The sequence below is a fragment of the Bordetella tumulicola genome (genome assembly GCF_054779135.1).
The window spans coordinates 290,537-307,945 of record NZ_BAAGYU010000003.1 but is presented as its reverse complement, the minus strand read 5'-3'; the positions used below and the strand labels follow the sequence as shown (position 1 = coordinate 307,945).

Genomic DNA, 17,409 nt, shown 5'->3' with positions numbered 1-17,409 from the left:
GCTGGGACCGGGATGATCCGGTAGACGTCCGGCCTAGGCCTGACGGATGAATTCCGCAATTTTAGGACAGATCATCTCGCGCCAGCGCCGGCCGGAGAAAATGCCGTAGTGGCCGCAGCCCGGCGCGGTGTAATGCTGTTTGTGTGCCGCCGGGATGCCGCGGCACAGCGAGATCGCCGCGCGCGTCTGGCCCTGGCCGGAAATGTCGTCCAGTTCGCCCTCGATGGTGAGCAGGGCGACTTGTTTGATCGCTGCGGGCCTGACGAGCTGATCATCGATTTTCCAGGTGCCGTTTGGTAACTGGAACTCCTGGAACACCATGCGTATGGTGTCCAGATAGAACTCGGCCGGCATGTCCAGTACCGCGTTGTATTCATCGTAGAAACGTCGGTGGGCCTCGGCGTCGCTATCGTCGCCGCGCAGCAGGTCCAGATAGAAGTCGTAATGGGACTTCAGATGCCGGTCCGGGTTCATGGCCACGAAACCCATGTGCTGCAGAAAGCCGGGATACACCTGCCGGTTGGCGCCCGGATAGCGGGCCGGCACAGTGTTGATCAATTGGCTTTCGAACCAGGAATAGGGCTTGGTCGTGGCGAGTCGATTAACCTGGGTCGGAGATTGACGCGGATCAATCGGGCCGCCCATCATGACCATGCTGCGAGGTTGTTTGGGATCGCCCTCAGCCGCCATCAGGGCGATAGCCGCCAGCACGGGTACGGTGGGCTGACAGACCGAAATAACGTGCACATCGGCGCCCAGGTGGCGGATGAAGTCCTGGATATAGCGGACGTAGTCGTTCAGGTGAAACGGACCCTCGGCCAGCGGCACCATGCGGGCATCCATCCAGTCGGTCACATAAACGTCGTGGTTGGGCAGCAGCGCGCGCACCGTGTCGCGCAGCAGGGTGGCATGGTGACCCGACAACGGGGCGACCAGCAGCACGCGAGGATCGTTGCGACGCGTGTCGCGTTCGAAATGCAGCAGACGGCAAAAGGGCCGCGCCAGGGCAACGGTTTCCGTCACGGCGACGTCTTGTCCGTCGATGTGGGTCGTGGGCAACAGCCAGGCGGGCTTTTGGTATTCCTTGCCCAGGCGGTGCACCAGCTCGCAGCTGGCGGCTAATTGGCGTGATAGCGGGGTGTAGGCCAGCGGGCTGTAGGGATTGGAAAAAAGCTGTGAGCCCGCGTCGGTGAAGGCGGCAAGCGGCGTGAGGAACGCTCGCTGCATTTCATGTAGGTGATACAGCATCTAGGCGATGTTCCTTTATCTGGACGGGGCCAGGCGGGCTGGCCAGAACTAGAGATCCGTCAGCCGGGAAATTCGTCAAAAAAGTCGAATTTCTCGGGTTTGATTATTACCATTTCGAGTAAGGATATATCTAATTTGTCTGGATGCTTGGCGTTATTTGCGGCTTTTGTGTGCCCAAAAAACAACTTCTTGCCGTGATGTGCGCGTATTACCAGTAATTTTCGACAGCCAGATTGCCGGGAATACCGCGTCGTCCCGGCGCAAAACCGCGTTCGGATAGCAGTTTGCGTGCGTCGGTCAGCATGGCCGGATTCCCGCAAAGCATGATTTTGGATTGCTGGGCATCCAGGGGGATACCGGCGAGTTGCTCGAGTCCGCCATCCTCGATGAGGGTGGTCAGTCGCGCCTGGGGCATGCCGGGCAGGGCTTCACGCGTGGCGATAGGCAGATAGATCAACTTGCACGGGTCCTGTTGGACGTGATCGGCAAGCTCGGGGCGCTGGTGCCAGTTTTCGATCTCCTGGCGGTAGGCTAATTCGGTCGCCGACCGCACGCCATGGACCACAATAATGCGTCGGAAAGCTTGCCATGTCGCGGGATCGCGCAGCATGGACAGATAGGCGGACAAGCCCGTGCCCGTGGCCAGCAACCAGAGATCGCCGCCGGGGGCGAAACGATTGATGGTGAGAAAGCCAAACGGTTTTTTTTCGACATAGAGGGCATCGCCGGCTTTGAGCTGAGCCAGACGTGGGCTGAAGAGCCCGTCGGGCACCACGATGGAGTAGAACTCCAGCCCGGATTCTTGGGGCGCCGAGACCATGGAATAAGCACGCCACAGGGTCGGCGCGCCATCAGGATCGCTGGCGTCCGGCAGTCCAACACGCGCAAACTGGCCCGCCTGGAACGTGAAGGCCGGGTCGCGGGTAACGTGTACCGAGAACAGTTTGTCAGCCACCCAGGTGTGTACGTGGGTGATGGTTTGGCGCGTGTACTTTAAATCGGTCATCTAGGGGTGTGGGGGCGTTTCGCGATGGCGAGCCCGGCCTGGCCCAGGCCTATTTTTCCAGGAACTGCAGTTTGTCTTCTTTGCCGTTCCAGTCGTCGGCATCGTCCAGCGGCTTTTTGGTGCGGCTGATGGGTGCGAATTCGGGCGTGAGTTCGGCATTGATCGCGATGAATTGCAGTTGATCTTGCGGGACGTCTTCTTCTGCATAGATGGCGTTGGCAGGGCATTCGGGGATACACACCGCGCAATCAATGCATTCGTCTGGATCAATGACCAGGAAGTTGGGACCTTCACGAAAACAGTCCACTGGGCACACGTCGACACAATCGGTGTACTTGCATTTGATACAGTTTTCGGTAACGACGTGGGTCATTCGGGACTCCGCAGACAAGCAACAACTTTTTGAATTTCCAAGATTTTACTCATATGCGGCCCATCGAGGCGTTGATAACCCTGGCCGCGGTAGTGCTGACACGGGGGCGCCGGGGCGAAAGGCCGCCTTGCTTGTGCTATGGTGTGGAGAAAATCAGGTATGACAAACCAATCCGCGCGCAACGCGCGTCATCATGATCATTACTTCACTGCTTGACACCGATCTGTATAAATTCAGCATGATGCAGGTGGTGTTGCATCAATTTCCGGCTGCCCAGGTTGAATATCGGTATAAATGCCGTACACCAGGTGCGAATTTGCAGCCGTATCTGGATGAGATCCGTGCCGAGGTGCACGACTTGTGCCAGTTGGGCTTTACCGAGCCTGAATTGCAGTATTTGCGCGGCCTGCGGTTTATCAAAAGCGATTTCGTGGATTTTCTGGGCTTGTTTCACATGCCCGAGCGCTGTATCTCGATTACCGAGGGCGCGTTGCCCGGCGAAATCGAGATCACCGTCAAAGGGCCGTGGCTACACACGATCTTGTTCGAGATCCCGGTGCTGGCGATCGTCAACGAGGTGTATTTCCGCAATACGAGCCGCAATCCCGACTGGGAAGAAGGGCGCCAGCGGTTGCAGTCGAAAATGCATTTGGTGCTGGATGATCCGGCGCTGGCGGATTTTCGGGTGGCCGAGTACGGCACGCGGCGACGATTTTCCAAGCTGTGGCACCAGGAAATCGTCTCGACCATGAAAGCGCAGATGGGCAAGCATTTTGCGGGCACCAGCAATGTCTTGCTGGCTATGCAGCACAATGTTTCGCCACTGGGTACGATGGGCCACGAGTATCTGCAGGCTTGCCAGGCGTTGGGGCCGCGATTGCGGGATTCCCAGGTGTTTGCGCTCGAGGTCTGGGCCAAGGAGTACCGGGGGGATCTCGGTATTGCCCTGTCGGATGTGTACGGGATGGATGCCTTCCTGCGCGATTTCGACATGTATTTCTGCAAACTGTTTGATGGCGCGCGCCATGACTCGGGTGATCCGTTTGTGTGGGGCGAGCGCTTGCTGCAGCACTATCGCGATAATCGTGTCGATCCGCGCGCCAAGACGCTGGTGTTCTCGGATTCGCTGACATTCCCGCGCGCGATTGAGTTGGCCCGGCAGTTTGCCGGCCGCTGCAAGGTCTCGTTCGGGATCGGCACCAACCTCACGAATGACTTGGGCCATGAGCCGTTGCAGATCGTGATGAAGATGGTTCGTTGCAATGGTCAGCCGGTGGCCAAGGTGTCGGATGCCCCGGAAAAAACCATGTGCGACGACCCGGCTTATTTGGCGTACTTACGTCAGGTGTTTCAGTTGCCTCCGGCCTGAGTGCGGTCGGTGGCAGTGTTGATTCTTTAGTTAACTTATTTCTTTTTGGGGATATTTGATGAGCATCAAGCGCGTCAATGTAGAGAAGCGTCTGTCCGATATGGCCGTGTATAACGGTGTCGCCTATTTGGCGGGTCAGGTGCCTGACGATGGGTCGCTGGATATGGCGGGTCAGACGGCTCAGGTGCTGGCGACGATCGATCGTTTGCTGGCCGAAGCTGGGTCGGACAAAAGCAAGATATTGATGGCCCAGATCTTTGTGTCCAATATGAAAGAGTTCGACGCGATGAACCGGGCGTGGGACGCGTGGGTCGCCGATGGCAATGCCCCGCCGCGCGCGACCGTGGAAGCGCGTCTGGCGAATCCCGATTTCAAGGTGGAGATCGTCGTCACGGCCGCTGTAGCGTAAATAACGCTGCTTGGCGCCGCACTGAAAAACCGCTGTGCTTGAGTGAACGGCCCCCGAAAGTTGGATGTAGATCCAACCTTCAGGGGTTTTTCATGAGAGCACGGCGTTTTTTTCACTTGAGGACGGCGTGGGGCGCCACTGATCGTTAGCTTCCCGTGACCAGCAGGGTGGCGGCGAGCAGGCCACCCAGTTCGTGGCACCGGGCCAAGGCGTCGGGCGGGACGGTCTTGGGGGCCAGGATCGCTTCGGGCGTTTGCGCACCGTTGCGTTCGATGAGGGCGGGGGCGATGGCGCGCAGGCGCCAGCCGGTGCAGATGCGCTCGAGTTGGCGGGCGGCGCCGGCGCCATCCGTGCCGGCGCTGATGGCCACGGCATAGGGGCGGCCCTGCAGCTCATCCAGGACGCGGTAGTAGCAGCGGTCCAGACATTCTTTCATTTCGCCAGTCAGGCTGGCCAGATTTTCCGGGGCGCAAAAGAGGTAGCCGTCAGCGGCGATCAGGTCTGCAGGCTGGGTGGCGCGCGCGGGTTGCAGGTGGATTTGCAGGCTGGCGGTTTGTTCCAGGGCTCGGGCGGCGTCAGTGGCGCCACGAACGAGAGCCTGGGCCATTTGCTCTGCCGCGCCGGTGCGAGAGTGCCAGATGATGAGCAGGTGTTTCATATCGGTGGCTCGCTTTTCGATCGCGCCAACGGGTCCTGCTGGTAGTAGGTCTGGAGTAATTCGTACCAGTCGGGCAGGGCTTGCGCGAGAGGCTCGGGGTCGACGAAGAAGTGTTCGGAACTGACGGCAAAGAATTCAGCTTCGTCGGTGGCTGCGTAGGGATCCAGGGGGAGTTGACGGTACCAGTGTGTCGCGGCGTCGCTTTCTGGGTCAATGTCGTGGGGGATGGCGGCTTCGACGGCCTCCAGGGCGGCGGTGAACTGGTCCAGGCTGTTGTTCAGGATGCGGCGCCACGTATGTACGGACAGGCCCGGGTGCGCGCTCAGGCTCGGGATGCCGTTGGCGCTACCGGAGGACAGATCCAGTTTGTGGGCGAATTCGTGAATGATGACGTTAAAGGCGGTGTCGCCGGGTAGCGCGTCCATCCAGGACAGAATGATCGGCCCGCCATCCCAGGCCTCGCCGGCAGCGTCTTCGTCGTATTCATGAACGACCCCGGCGTCGTCTTGCAGGATGCGAGGGATGGTGAAGCCGTAGGGATAAATGATGATTTCGTCCCAGCCCTCGTACAGCTTGGGAGAGAGATTCAGGATAGGCAGCGCGGCCTGGGCGGCAATGGACAGGCGCATAAAGTCTGTGAGTTCGAGGTCGCGCGCGCCGTTCATGGTCTTGCTGGCCAGCAGCCAGGCGGCCCGGGCTTGTAGCTGGGCAGCTTCGTCGGCGCCGAGCGTCGCCAGAAAGGGGTATGACTGCAAGACGAGACCCCAGAGTTCGGGTGAGATGCGGGCTTGCATCTGGGCGATCGCCGAAGCGCCTGCGCCGCGGCCTTTGAGCCATCGCAACATGATTCAGAATTCCTCATATACCGTGCTGTGCGGGCATCGTCCCGTTTGCGCTTAGTGTAGAGTGTAGGAAAATTTCGCTTTCCTGTTGGCCCGTTTCGTTTGCGATGTCCGTGATACCCGATACTGATGCGTTCTCGCCTTTTGACGACGCGTGGCACCAGATAGCTGGGGCCGGCCTCGAACCCGACACCCGCGCGCGTATTGAGCACGCCGTGGCCTGGGTGTTGCCCCGGTTTGCCGGACAGCGTGCGGCGACTGGCGAGCCGGTCGCTTTTCATGCGGCCAACGTGGTGCGTATTCTGGCTGGGTTGCAAACGGATGTGGCGACCCGCATTGCTGCGTTAGTGGCGGCGTTACCGGTGGATTTGTCGGCACCCGCACCGTCGTTGCGTAATGATCCGGTCGCCGCCGAGTTCGGCACGGAAATTGCACGCTTGGTGCAGGGCACGCGTGCCCTGTTGCGGCTGGGGCTGGTGGCGCGGCATGCCAGCGATAGCGAGTCGGACAGCGGCGACCAAAAGGAAATGCAGCGCAAGATGCTGCTGGCCATGGCCGCCGACCTGCGCATTGTCCTGATGCGCCTGGCCTCGCGGTTGCAGACGTTGCGGTGGTACGCGGCCTCCAAAGAACCTTGCTCACCGGCATTCGCGCGCGAGACGATGGACTTGTACGCGCCCCTGGCCAATCGCTTGGGTATTTGGCAAGTCAAATGGGAAATGGAGGATCTCTCGTTTCGCTTTCTCGATCCTGATCGCTACAAGCAGATCGCGCGACTTCTCGAAGAAAAGCGAGTCGAACGCGAGGCCTTCATCGAGCGCACGATCGAGCGCGTGCAGACGACGCTGGCCAAGGCGGGGATTGCGGCCGATGTCAGTGGCCGGCCCAAGCATATCTACAGCATCTGGAACAAGATGCGCCTCAAGGGGCTGGAGTTTTCACAGTTGTATGACTTGCGCGCGTTGCGCGTCATCGTGGATGACGTGCGCGACTGCTACACCGCGTTGAGCATGATCCACGATATGTGGAGCCCTGTCTCGGAGGAGTTCGACGACTATATTTCCCGCCCCAAGCCCAATGGCTACCGTTCGCTGCACACGGTAGTGACCGACGAGGACGGCAAGCCGTTCGAGGTACAGATCCGTACCCGCGAGATGCATCAGTTCGCCGAGTACGGGATGGCGGCGCACTGGCGCTACAAAGAGGCGGGCGTCCAGGGCGGTCAGGTCGCGGCATCGAGCGAATACGACCGTCAGTTGTCCTGGATGCGCCAATTGCTGGCCTGGAATACGGAGATGGAAGCGGGTGATGCCCTGGATCCGTCCGGTGCGACGAAACCCGACAATAAGAAGCCCGGCGAGCGTATTTATGTGCTGACACCGCAAGCGCGGGTGATTGAGTTGCCGGAGGGCGCGACGCCGGTCGATTTTGCCTATCACCTGCATACGGATTTGGGGCATCGCTGCCGTGGAGCGCGTGTCGATGGCCAGATGGTGCCGTTGCAGACCCGCTTGGCCACTGGCCAGACCGTGGAAATTATTTCCGCTAAATCCGGAGGGCCGTCGCGGGATTGGTTGAATGCGCAGTTAGGATTTCTGGCCAGTCCGCGTGCGCGCGCCAAGGTGCGCATGTGGTTTAACGCCATTGAGCTGCAGCAACGTATCACGACGGGTCAGGCGCTGGTCGAAAAGGAACTGCAACGCTTGGGCAAGACAGCAGTCAATCTCGAGCAGTTGGCGCAAAATCTGGGTTTTGCGCGGGCGGATGACCTGTATGTGGCGGTGGCGAAAGACGAATTCAGTTTGCGTCAGATCGACACCGTGTTTCAGCGGCCGGCACCGGAGGTCGAGCCCGAGGCGGCGGATTTGGCGCACGCGCACAGTGTGGATAGTGCGACCCGCAGCGGAAAAAGCGGGGTGCTGGTGGTGGGAGTGGGGTCGTTGTTGACACAGTTGGCCCGCTGCTGCCGTCCGGCACCGCCGGATGAGATTGCGGGATTTGTGACCCGCGGGCGCGGGGTGTCGATTCATCGTACGGGCTGTCACAGTTATCGAGCGCTGGCCGCGCGCGAGCCCGAACGGATCATCGATGTGGCCTGGGGCGAGACCTCGGAGACGTTTTATCCCGTCGCCGTGAGTGTGCATGCCCGGGATCGCTCGGGGTTGCTGCGGGACTTGTCCGAGGTCTTCGCCCGGCTCCGACTCAATGTCGTGGGCGTAAATACACAAAGCCGCCAGTCGCTGGCGCATATGATTTTCACCGTCGAAGTGCGTGGCGGAGAGTCGCTGGGCAAGGCCTTGGCCGCGCTGTCCGAGGTGCCGGGCGTGAGTTCGGCGGTGCGCTATTAGGCGGGTGCCGGGCAGTGTTTTCGCTACTGTGGCGTCTGTAATTTCTCGCCTACACTGATGGTTTACACCTAAAGAGTCATCACATGGACACGCGTACTTGGCTGGAAACGCTGGTGGGATTTGATACCACGAGTCGTGATTCGAATCTGGGTCTGATCGAAACAGTGCGGGACAGCCTCAAGGCGCAAGGCGTGCAGGCTTGGCTGACGCACAACACAGAGGGCAACAAGGCCAATTTGTTTGCCACCTTGCCGGCCAGTGATGGTGGCGAGCAGGGCGGCATTGTGTTGTCGGGCCATACGGACGTGGTACCGGTAGATGGACAAAATTGGTCAACGGACCCCTTTGCTTTGTCCGAGTCCGAAGGTCGGCTGTACGGCCGTGGGTCGTGCGATATGAAAGGCTTTATCGCGACCTCGCTGGCCCTGGTGCCCGAATTTTTGGCCATGCCGCGCAAAAAACCGATTCATCTGGCGTTTTCCTATGACGAAGAGGTGGGCTGCGTGGGTGCGCCGGTGATGCTGGCCGAACTGCGTGATCGCGGTATTCAGGCTGAGGGCTGCGTCGTGGGCGAGCCGACCGGGATGCAGGTAGTGGTCGCGCACAAGGGAATCAATCTGTTTCGCTGCTGCGTGCAGGGCAAGGCGGCGCATTCGTCGTTGACACCGCGAGGGTGCAATGCCATTGAATACGCGGCGCGCCTGATTTGCCGGATTCGCGATGTGGCCGACGCGTTCAAGGCGCAGGGCCCTTATGACGAGCTTTATGATGTGCCGTTTTCCACGTTGACGACCAACCTGATTCAGGGCGGAATCGCGGTCAACACGATTCCGGAGCGTTGCGAGTTCTCGTACGAGTTCCGAAACCTGCCCGGCAATCCGCCTGACGAAATTCAGGCCGAGATTGATCGCTACGTGCAAGAAACACTGTTGCCTGCCATGCGCGCGGAGTACGACGGCGCTCGCATCGATATCGTGATGGGGGCGCGGGCTCCGGGGATGGATGCTTCCGAAGAGGCCGCGATCACCCAATTGGCTCGTGCATTGACGAACGACCATGCCAAACGCAAGGTGGCTTATGGCACTGAGGCGGGCCTGTTTCACAATTTGGGCATTCCCACAGTGGTGTGTGGGCCCGGGCATATCGAGCAGGCGCACAAGCCTGACGAGTATGTCGCGCTGGACCAACTGGCCGACTGCGAGAGGTTTCTGCGGCGTCTGGGGCAGTCGCTGACGTAACGAGGATGGCGTTGCCGGCGGGGGTGCCGGTGTCGTTGGCCAGGGGTGAACTGGTGTCGGTCCGCTTGCATCGCGCGCTCGGGTAAAATGATAAGTTGCGATGTGGGTTGAGTGGCCAACGACGTGTTTGCCGCCTGCCCAGGAGATACTGGTGACTTCTTACGACCTTCCGGATGCACAGGGCCACTTTGGCCCCTATGGTGGCGTGTTTGTCGCGGAAACGCTGATGCACGCGCTTGACGAGTTGCGTACTGCGTACGACAACTGCCGCGTTGATCCCTCGTTCATTGAGGCGTTCAACTACGAGCTCAAGCATTTTGTCGGGCGCCCGAGCCCGGTCTATCACGCCGAGCGCTGGTCGCGCGAGTTGGGCGGTGCCCAGATCTGGTTCAAGCGCGAAGACCTGAACCACACGGGGGCACACAAGGTCAACAATTGCATCGGTCAGGCGTTGCTCGCCCGCCGTATGGGCAAAAAGCGCGTGATCGCCGAAACGGGTGCGGGCCAGCACGGCGTGGCGACGGCGACTGTGGCGGCCCGCTATGGCATGGAATGCGTGGTGTTCATGGGCAGCGAGGACATGCGGCGCCAGGCTTCCAATGTCTATCGCATGAAGCTCCTCGGGGCGACGGTCGTGGCGGTCGAGTCCGGATCGCGCACACTGAAAGACGCACTGAACGAGGCCATGCGCGACTGGGTGACCAATATCGAGGACACGTTCTACATCATTGGTACCGTCGCGGGGCCGGATCCTTACCCCCGCATGGTCCGTGATTTTCAGACGGTCATCGGTAACGAGTGCCTGGAGCAAATGCCGCAGGATGCTGGCCGTCAGCCGGACTTCGTGGTCGCCGCGGTGGGGGGCGGTTCGAATGCCATGGGTATTTTCCATCCCTACATCCCCTACGACGACGTGAAACTGATCGGAGTCGAGGCTGCCGGCGACGGTATGGAGACCGGTCGTCACGCGGCGTCGTTGGCCGCCGGGCAGGTCGGGGTGCTGCATGGCAACCGTACCTATATCATCCAGGACGAGGACGGCCAGATTCTGGAGACGCACTCGGTCTCGGCCGGTCTGGATTATCCTGGTGTCGGCCCCGAACACGCTTGGCTGAAAGACAGCGGCCGCGCCGAATACATCGGTATCACCGATGACGAGGCGCTGGCGGCATTCCATGACTGCTGCCGCATCGAGGGCATCATGCCGGCGCTGGAGTCGTCGCATGCCATTGCCCAGGCCGTAAAAATGGCGCCTGCGTTGCCGAAGGACAAAATCATCCTGGTCAATTTGTCGGGCCGTGGCGACAAAGACATGCACACCGTCGCGGAACGCGCGGGCATTCAGTTCTGACACCATGACAAGCCGAACCGACCGTATCGCTGTTGCGTTTTCCCGTGTGGCCGAAGCCGGTCGCGCCGCAGCGCTGATCCCTTATATTGCCGCGGGTGACCCTTCGCCCGAGACCACTGTGCCGCTGATGCACGCCTTGACGAAAGCCGGGGCAGACATCATCGAACTAGGCGTCCCATTCTCCGATCCGATGGCCGACGGCCCCGTCATTCAGCGAGCTGCCGAGCGGGCCGTTGCCCAGGGCGTGGGGCTGCGTCGGGTGTTGGAGATGGTCGCCCAGTTTCGGCGCGACGACGCTGACACGCCCGTGGTGTTGATGGGTTATGCCAATCCGATCGAACGCATCGGCCAGCAGGCTTTTGCGCAGGCCGCGCAGGTTGCCGGTGTCGATGGCGTGCTCGTGGTGGATTACCCACCCGAAGAAGTCAAAGACTTTGCCGGTCATCTCGAGGCCTGCGGTATCGCACCGATTTTCTTGTTGGCGCCCACGTCGACACAGGCCCGTATTGAGGCCATTGCCGATGTTGCACGGGGTTATGTTTATTACGTGTCGCTCAAAGGCGTCACGGGTTCGGGCAGTCTGAATACCGACGACGTGGCTGCGCGCGTGGCGTTGATCAAACAACACGTGAGCATTCCCGTGGGCGTGGGTTTTGGGATCCGCGATGCGCAGACTGCCCAACACATTGCTCGTCAGGCCGACGCCGTGGTGATTGGCAGCAAGCTGATCGAAACCATGGAGCAGGCCGTGGCAAACGCGCCCGCCGACCAACATACCGAACTTGCCGTCGCGGCCGCTAGCCAGTGGCTCAGCGGTATTCGCCAGGCACTCGACCAAGTCAAACGAGATGGTGTGTCTGCCTGAGGGCAGATGCACGGTTTCTTTATGGAAATAGATAATGAGCTGGATTGACAAACTCCTGCCACCCCGCATCAACAAGACGACCAACGACAGCGGCGCGCGGCGCGTGCCCGAGGGCCTGTGGGTCAAGTGCCCGTCGTGCGAGTCGGTGTTGTATAGCGAGGATCTGGCCGCCAATCTGCATGTGTGTCCGAAATGCGATCATCACATGCGCATCGGCTCTCGTGCCCGAATGGATTCGCTGCTGGACGTCGAAGGGCGGGTCGAGATCGGCGACAACACGCGGTCGGTCGATTCGCTGAAGTTCAAAGACACGCGCAAGTACCCCGAGCGCGTCCAGGAGGCTATCAAGCAAACGGGTGAGACCGATGCGCTGGTGGTCATGAGTGGTGCGATTCGCGGGGTGCCCGCCGTATTGGCCTGTTTTGAGTTCGAGTTTATGGGCGGCTCGATGGGATCGGTCGTGGGTGAGCGTTTTGCCCGGGGTGCCCAGGCTGCGCTGGATAACAAGACGCCTTTTATTTGCGTTGCCGCTTCGGGTGGCGCACGGATGCAAGAAAGTCTGCTGTCCCTGATGCAGATGGCCAAGACCAATGCGATGTTGACGCGTTTGTCGGCAGCGGGCTTGCCATTCATCAGTGTGTTGACCGATCCGACGATGGGTGGCGTGTCGGCCAGTTTTGCTTTCATGGGCGACGTCGTGATTGCCGAGCCCAAGGCGTTGATCGGCTTTGCCGGCCCACGCGTGATCGAGCAAACCGTACGCGAAAAATTACCCGAAGGCTTTCAGCGCGCCGAGTTTTTGCTGGAAAAAGGCGCCATCGACATGGTGGTCGATCGCCGACAACTACGTGAGGAAATCGCCCGCCTGTTGGCCCTGCTGACAGACCAGCCTGCCGATGTCGTAGCAGCCTGATTAACGCCTGATCCTGGGGCTGGTCCCGATCTCTGGTCGTGTGACCTTGTTCAGTGCGTGATCTCAGGGCCCCTTCGGGGGCTTTGCCACGTCAGGTTCATGACAACCATGTCCGGCAAAATCAGAATGATTCTTCCATTTTCGAAGGGAATCCCCCGCCGATTCACCACTCGATGTCGAGTTTTACGACAGAACTGTTGCCTAGCTTATACAACGCCTGCAGATATCGATTAATTTCTGATAACTTTGGCAGTACACGGAATACAGGAGTTTTCATGCTGAGTTTTCATAATAAAAACATCCGGGCAGTTTTAGCTGCTTTGTCGTTTACTGGGCTGGCTTTTTCGGCTCAGGCCCAAACTCAACCTCAAACGAGTCAAGGTGGCGTTGGCCTGCACTATGGCGTCGGCGATCACTATCAACGCCTTGAGTTGGTATACGAAACCCCAGGCATTGAGTTGTTTCGGTTTGGTGGTAATTGGGGCCATATTGAGCTGAATGGTGAATTTGGCGCGGCCTATTGGATGGCCGACGGTTCACGTTCTCCCAGCCACGTCTGGCAATTTAATGCGATCCCGATGTTCCGCTGGTGGATGAACGATCGTTTTTACGTCGAGGCCGGTATCGGCGCGACGGCATTTACGCACACGACCTTTGCCGACGAGCAGATCAGCACGGCTTTCCAGTTTGGCGATCACTTGGGTTTGGGCTTCATGATTACGCCGAACAACCGCCTGGGTCTGCGTTACTCGCATTTTTCCAATGCCAGCATCAAGCGCCCGAATCCGGGCCTTGACGTGCTGCAGTTGACGTACACATATCAGTTCTGAGCTTGCAGGGGACGGACTAGTCGCCACCCAGGTCTATGCAAAAGTGAGCATCTCGCCCCGGCCCTTGGCCGGGGTTTTATTTTGGGTGCGATCAATGTTGCCGGGCGCCATGGCCAGATTGGCAATGGCCATGACGGCGATTGAGCCCAAAAACAAACGCCGGCAAATGCTGCCGGCGTTTGTAGGGACTGCTTTAAGCGAAACGCTTAGGAATGTTGCGTTTCGACTTGCACCAAAGGTGCGTTTGACACGGGAGCAACGGTCTTGCGTTCGCGGCCCAGACGTACCGGCGCACGGTCGGCAGCGATGCGTTGCTGCGTTTGCGCAAGACGCTCTGGGTCGGTTTCCACCCACTTCAGGCCCGCGGCGCCGACCACGTCATGCAAGGCTTGGGCCGTAGGGGCGGCGGCCGGCATGACGATGGGCTGCGTAGCGGTTGCGGGTTCAGCGGCCGGCACGGGGTTGGTCACGGGTGCTTGAGAGACCGCCGAAGGCGCAGCCTGTGCCGGAACAGCCGGCTCGGCGCTGGGGGCCGGGGTGGCAGGCGTCGCTGAGGCGGTTTCCGGGGCCGTCTCAGTCGGCGCAGCGCCTTCGGCTGTTGGCGGCGTTACCGTTTCGGCTGCCGTGCTCACTGGCTGCGTCGATGCCGTTTCCACCGCGGCGGGCGTGATGGCAGCGACGGTCGACGGCGCGGCCTGTTCTACCGCGGTAGCAGCGGGCGTCACGGGTTCGGCCTGGGCGGGCGCTGTGTCCGTAGATTCCGTGCCGGCAGATTCGGCGTTGATCGACTCGGTGCTGGCAGGTTCGGTAACGGTGGACTCGGCAGGTGCGACAGGCGTTGCTGAGGCCGGCGTCGATGCGGACTCGGTGCTCGCCGGGGTTTCCGTCGGGCGGGGAGTCGTTTCGGCGTCCGTATCTGCCGTTTGGGTTAGCGAAGCGGCGCTGGCGGCTGCGGCAACAATGCCTGCCGTGGCGGCCTGCGGTTGTGCCACGGTGTCCACGTGTGTGTCCTGCGCTTGGGGGACGACGGCAGGCACGTCAGCCTGCGAGGCAACGGGTAAGATCGGTGTCACGACGGGTTCGGCCTGAGCTTCCGGGGAGGCCTCCGCGGTGGCATCGGCTTGATCGCCCGACTGCTCGTCGGCGCCTTGCAGGGTTTGTTCGTCCTGGCTGCGGCGGCCGCGACGGCTGCGACGACGGCGACGCTTGCGCTCCGGATCGCCTGTTCCCTCGGCGTTGTCGTCGCTACCGGGCAAGTCGTTGCGTTGGGTGTCGTCGGCGGTTGCTTCGATGTTGGCTCCGTCAGCGGACTGGGACGTGGCGGCTGCCTGGGATACCGCGGGAAGCCCGATTACGGCTGCGGCGCTTGCCACGGCGTTGTCCTGCTCGTTGACGAACGTATTGTCTTGCGAGTGGCTGTCATCGCGACGGTTGCGGCCTCGGCCACGGCGGTTGCGATTACCGCGCGGGGCGTCGTCTGCGGCGGCCTCGGCCGTCTGAGCGCGCTCGGCACCCGACGTGTCAAGATCGCGCGCATTGTCGCGTTCGGTACGTGCCGGGCGATCATTGCGGTCCTCTTGGCGACGGTTGCCACGGACGTGATGGCGGGCCGCGCCTTCGGCTCCATCCCCGTTGTCTGAGGTCGGACGTGCATCGTTACGGCGCTGACGATTGCGATCGGAGCCGTGGCGGTCACCGCGACGCTCCTGGCCGTCGTGGCCGCGTTTGCCGCGAGAGGCACCGTTGCGCTTGGGTTCTTCTTTGGTTTCGACCGGCGCGGCAGGGGGGGTGCTGCCACTCAGCCAGCCAACCAGGCGCTTGAACAGGTTACCCAAGCTGAAGCCGGACGATACCGGGGCCGCAGCGGGCGCGGCCGACACGGGGGCCGGTTGCGAGGGAGTAATGCCCTTGACCAGGGCTTCGGGGCGCGTCTTGACCTCTTGGTCGGTCGGCGTCCAGGCCATGTCGGTAGAGGGTGCCTCAGCAAGGTCGAAGCTGGTTTTGACTTCTTCGAGGCGCGGATCATCGTGCCGCAGGCGTTCGATGTGGTGGTGGGGGGTTTCCAGGTGCTTGTTGGGGATCAGCACCATGTTGACCTTGAGGCGGGCTTCCATCTTGGTGATGTCGGCGCGCTTTTCATTGAGCAGGAAGGTCGCCACGTCCACCGGCACCTGAGCGTGGAGCGCCGCGGTGTTTTCCTTCATGGCTTCTTCCTGGAGCAGGCGCAGGACTTGCAGCGCACTGGACTCGGCGTCGCGGATCACGCCGGTGCCGGTGCAGCGCGGGCAGGTGATGTGCGAACCTTCGTTCAGGGCAGGGCGCAGGCGCTGGCGAGATAGCTCCATCAGGCCAAAACGGGAGATTTTGCCCATTTGTACGCGGGCACGGTCGAAATGCAGGGCATCACGCAGGCGCTGTTCGACGGCGCGCTGGTTTTTGTTGTCCTCCATGTCGATAAAGTCGATGACGATCAGGCCACCCAGGTCGCGCAAGCGCAACTGGCGGGCGACTTCGTCGGCGGCTTCGACGTTGGTGCGCAGGGCGGTTTCTTCGATGTCCGCGCCGCGAGTCGAGCGAGCCGAGTTGACGTCTACCGCCACCAGGGCCTCGGTGTGGTCAATGACCACGGAGCCGCCCGACGGCAACTGCACCGTACGGGAATAGGCGGTTTCGATCTGGTGTTCGATCTGGAAGCGCGAAAACAGCGGGATATCGTCGCGGTAGCGTTTGACGCGCTGTACATTGTCCGGCATCACCACGCTCATGAACGCGGTGGCTTGATCGGCGATTTCGTCGGTGTCGATCAGGATCTCACCGATTTCGGGCGAGAAGTAGTCACGGATCGCCCGGATAACCAGGCTGGATTCCAGGTAAATCAGAATGGGCGCGGCGTTGTCGCGGGCGGCCGAGTCGATGGCCGTCCAGAGCTGCATCAGGTAGGACATGTCCCACTGGAGCTCTTCGACGTTGCGGCCGATGCCAGCGGTGCGGGCAATGATGCTCATGCCTTGCGGCACGTGCAGTTGCTCCATGGTGTCGCGCAGTTCCTGGCGATCCTCGCCTTCGACGCGGCGAGAGACGCCGCCGCCACGCGGGTTGTTGGGCATCAGGACCAGATAGCGGCCGGCCAGCGAAATGAACGTGGTCAGGGCGGCGCCCTTGTTGCCCCGTTCTTCTTTCTCGACCTGAACGATCAGTTCCTGGCCTTCGCGCAGGGCGTCCTGGATACGGGCGCTGCGTACGTCGACGCCTTCTTTGAAGAAGCTGCGGGCGACTTCCTTGAAGGGCAGGAAGCCATGGCGGTCTTCGCCGTAGTTGACAAAGCAGGCCTCCAGCCCGGGTTCGATGCGGGTGATGACGCCTTTGTAAATGTTGCCTTTGCGCTGTTCGCGGCCGGCGGTTTCGATGTCGAGGTCGATGAGTTTTTGCCCATCGACGATGGCAACGCGCAGTTCTTCCTGGTGCGTTGCATTGAACAGCATGCGCTTCATGAGTGGTGTTCTCCGTTGTCATGACGCGCCGATATCGGCGCGTGACCCCGGGTCACTCGGGCTGTGGACTGTAGCAGCGCTAGAAAATCAAACGTTAAACGGCGGCCGGGCTGCGCCCAGGCGGTGCCGCCGCCGTTTAGGCGGGCACATCGTGCCAGTAGGCACGGGGTTCTGTCAGCAGGAGAGTCAGTATCACTAAGTGTGGTTGACGGAAAGGGTTGCTGTGAACACAGGTGCGGCGAACGATCAGTCTGCACGCACCTGGTGCTTTAAAATTACGCGATATTCTTGCAGTGCTTCAGAGCCACTTGCGGCAGGCAACGACTCAGCCAGGACAGCGGGCAAAAAGTGCCACACCACCATCCGGCAGAGCGCGGTTGCGCCGGCGACCGAGAGACCCCGGAACTGAACCGGCAGGCGGCGGTACAATGACGGCCCACACGCTCGACGGAGACGCGTACCTGCATC

General features: G+C 60.9%; 14 protein-coding genes. 8 read left to right on the top strand and 6 right to left on the bottom strand.

Annotation, left to right across the window (positions count from 1 at the left end; all coding sequences use genetic code 11):
* Positions 1-33: 33 nt before the first annotated feature.
* The 3 genes from ACYVDM_RS01435 to fdxA all read right to left on the bottom strand — a co-directional run bounded on the left by ACYVDM_RS01435 (position 34) and on the right by fdxA (position 2,627).
* The gene (locus ACYVDM_RS01435; RefSeq protein ID WP_415790359.1) at positions 34-1,248 is read right to left on the bottom strand and encodes a polyhydroxyalkanoate depolymerase; all 1,215 of its coding nucleotides are present in this window, start codon (positions 1,246-1,248) and stop codon (positions 34-36) included.
* Between the two features lie 208 nt (positions 1,249-1,456).
* Complete coding sequence (locus tag ACYVDM_RS01430) at positions 1,457-2,254, bottom strand: ferredoxin--NADP reductase (protein ID WP_415790361.1); 798 nt, start codon at positions 2,252-2,254, stop codon at positions 1,457-1,459.
* Positions 2,255-2,303: 49 nt separating this feature from the next.
* Positions 2,304-2,627 carry a ferredoxin FdxA gene (gene fdxA, locus ACYVDM_RS01425; protein WP_415790363.1) on the bottom strand — a complete coding sequence of 108 codons (324 nt, stop codon included), beginning with the start codon at positions 2,625-2,627 and terminating at the stop codon, positions 2,304-2,306.
* A 193-nt stretch (positions 2,628-2,820) separates the two neighbouring features.
* Here fdxA and pncB point away from each other — a divergent pair, with 193 nt between their 5' ends.
* Positions 2,821-3,996, top strand: coding sequence for a nicotinate phosphoribosyltransferase (gene pncB / locus ACYVDM_RS01420; protein ID WP_415790365.1), 1,176 nt, complete (start codon positions 2,821-2,823; stop codon positions 3,994-3,996).
* A gap of 55 nt (positions 3,997-4,051) precedes the next feature.
* Positions 4,052-4,405, top strand: a complete 354-nt coding sequence (locus ACYVDM_RS01415; protein ID WP_415790367.1) for a RidA family protein — start codon at positions 4,052-4,054, stop codon at positions 4,403-4,405.
* 145 nt (positions 4,406-4,550) lie between these two features.
* On the opposite strand, the gene ACYVDM_RS01410 is transcribed toward ACYVDM_RS01415, so the two are convergent.
* Positions 4,551-5,063, bottom strand: coding sequence for a flavodoxin family protein (locus tag ACYVDM_RS01410; RefSeq protein ID WP_415790369.1), 513 nt, complete (start codon positions 5,061-5,063; stop codon positions 4,551-4,553).
* The gene (locus ACYVDM_RS01405) at positions 5,060-5,908 is read right to left on the bottom strand and encodes a M90 family metallopeptidase (protein ID WP_415790371.1); all 849 of its coding nucleotides are present in this window, start codon (positions 5,906-5,908) and stop codon (positions 5,060-5,062) included. Before ACYVDM_RS01405 ends, ACYVDM_RS01410 begins: the two co-directional genes overlap by 4 nt.
* A gap of 104 nt (positions 5,909-6,012) precedes the next feature.
* Between ACYVDM_RS01405 and ACYVDM_RS01400 the strand changes: the two genes are divergently transcribed.
* From ACYVDM_RS01400 to ACYVDM_RS01375, 6 genes are all read left to right on the top strand, one after another.
* A complete protein-coding gene (locus tag ACYVDM_RS01400) occupies positions 6,013-8,253 on the top strand; it encodes a RelA/SpoT family protein (RefSeq protein WP_415790373.1) in 2,241 nt (746 codons plus the stop codon).
* An 83-nt stretch (positions 8,254-8,336) separates the two neighbouring features.
* A complete protein-coding gene (argE, locus tag ACYVDM_RS01395; RefSeq protein WP_415790375.1) occupies positions 8,337-9,491 on the top strand; it encodes an acetylornithine deacetylase in 1,155 nt (384 codons plus the stop codon).
* A 100-nt stretch (positions 9,492-9,591) separates the two neighbouring features.
* A complete protein-coding gene (gene trpB, locus ACYVDM_RS01390) occupies positions 9,592-10,842 on the top strand; it encodes a tryptophan synthase subunit beta (RefSeq protein ID WP_415790377.1) in 1,251 nt (416 codons plus the stop codon).
* 4 nt (positions 10,843-10,846) lie between these two features.
* Positions 10,847-11,707 carry a tryptophan synthase subunit alpha gene (trpA, locus tag ACYVDM_RS01385; RefSeq protein WP_415790379.1) on the top strand — a complete coding sequence of 287 codons (861 nt, stop codon included), beginning with the start codon at positions 10,847-10,849 and terminating at the stop codon, positions 11,705-11,707.
* Between the two features lie 34 nt (positions 11,708-11,741).
* Positions 11,742-12,620 carry an acetyl-CoA carboxylase, carboxyltransferase subunit beta gene (gene accD / locus ACYVDM_RS01380; RefSeq protein ID WP_415790381.1) on the top strand — a complete coding sequence of 293 codons (879 nt, stop codon included), beginning with the start codon at positions 11,742-11,744 and terminating at the stop codon, positions 12,618-12,620.
* Between the two features lie 275 nt (positions 12,621-12,895).
* On the top strand, positions 12,896-13,450 hold the full coding sequence (locus tag ACYVDM_RS01375) for an acyloxyacyl hydrolase (protein WP_415790914.1): 555 nt from the start codon (positions 12,896-12,898) through the stop codon (positions 13,448-13,450).
* 206 nt (positions 13,451-13,656) lie between these two features.
* On the opposite strand, the gene ACYVDM_RS01370 is transcribed toward ACYVDM_RS01375, so the two are convergent.
* Entirely contained in the window at positions 13,657-16,941 is a 3,285-nt protein-coding gene (locus ACYVDM_RS01370) for an Rne/Rng family ribonuclease (RefSeq protein WP_415790383.1), read from the bottom strand.
* Positions 16,942-17,409 lie beyond the last annotated feature (468 nt).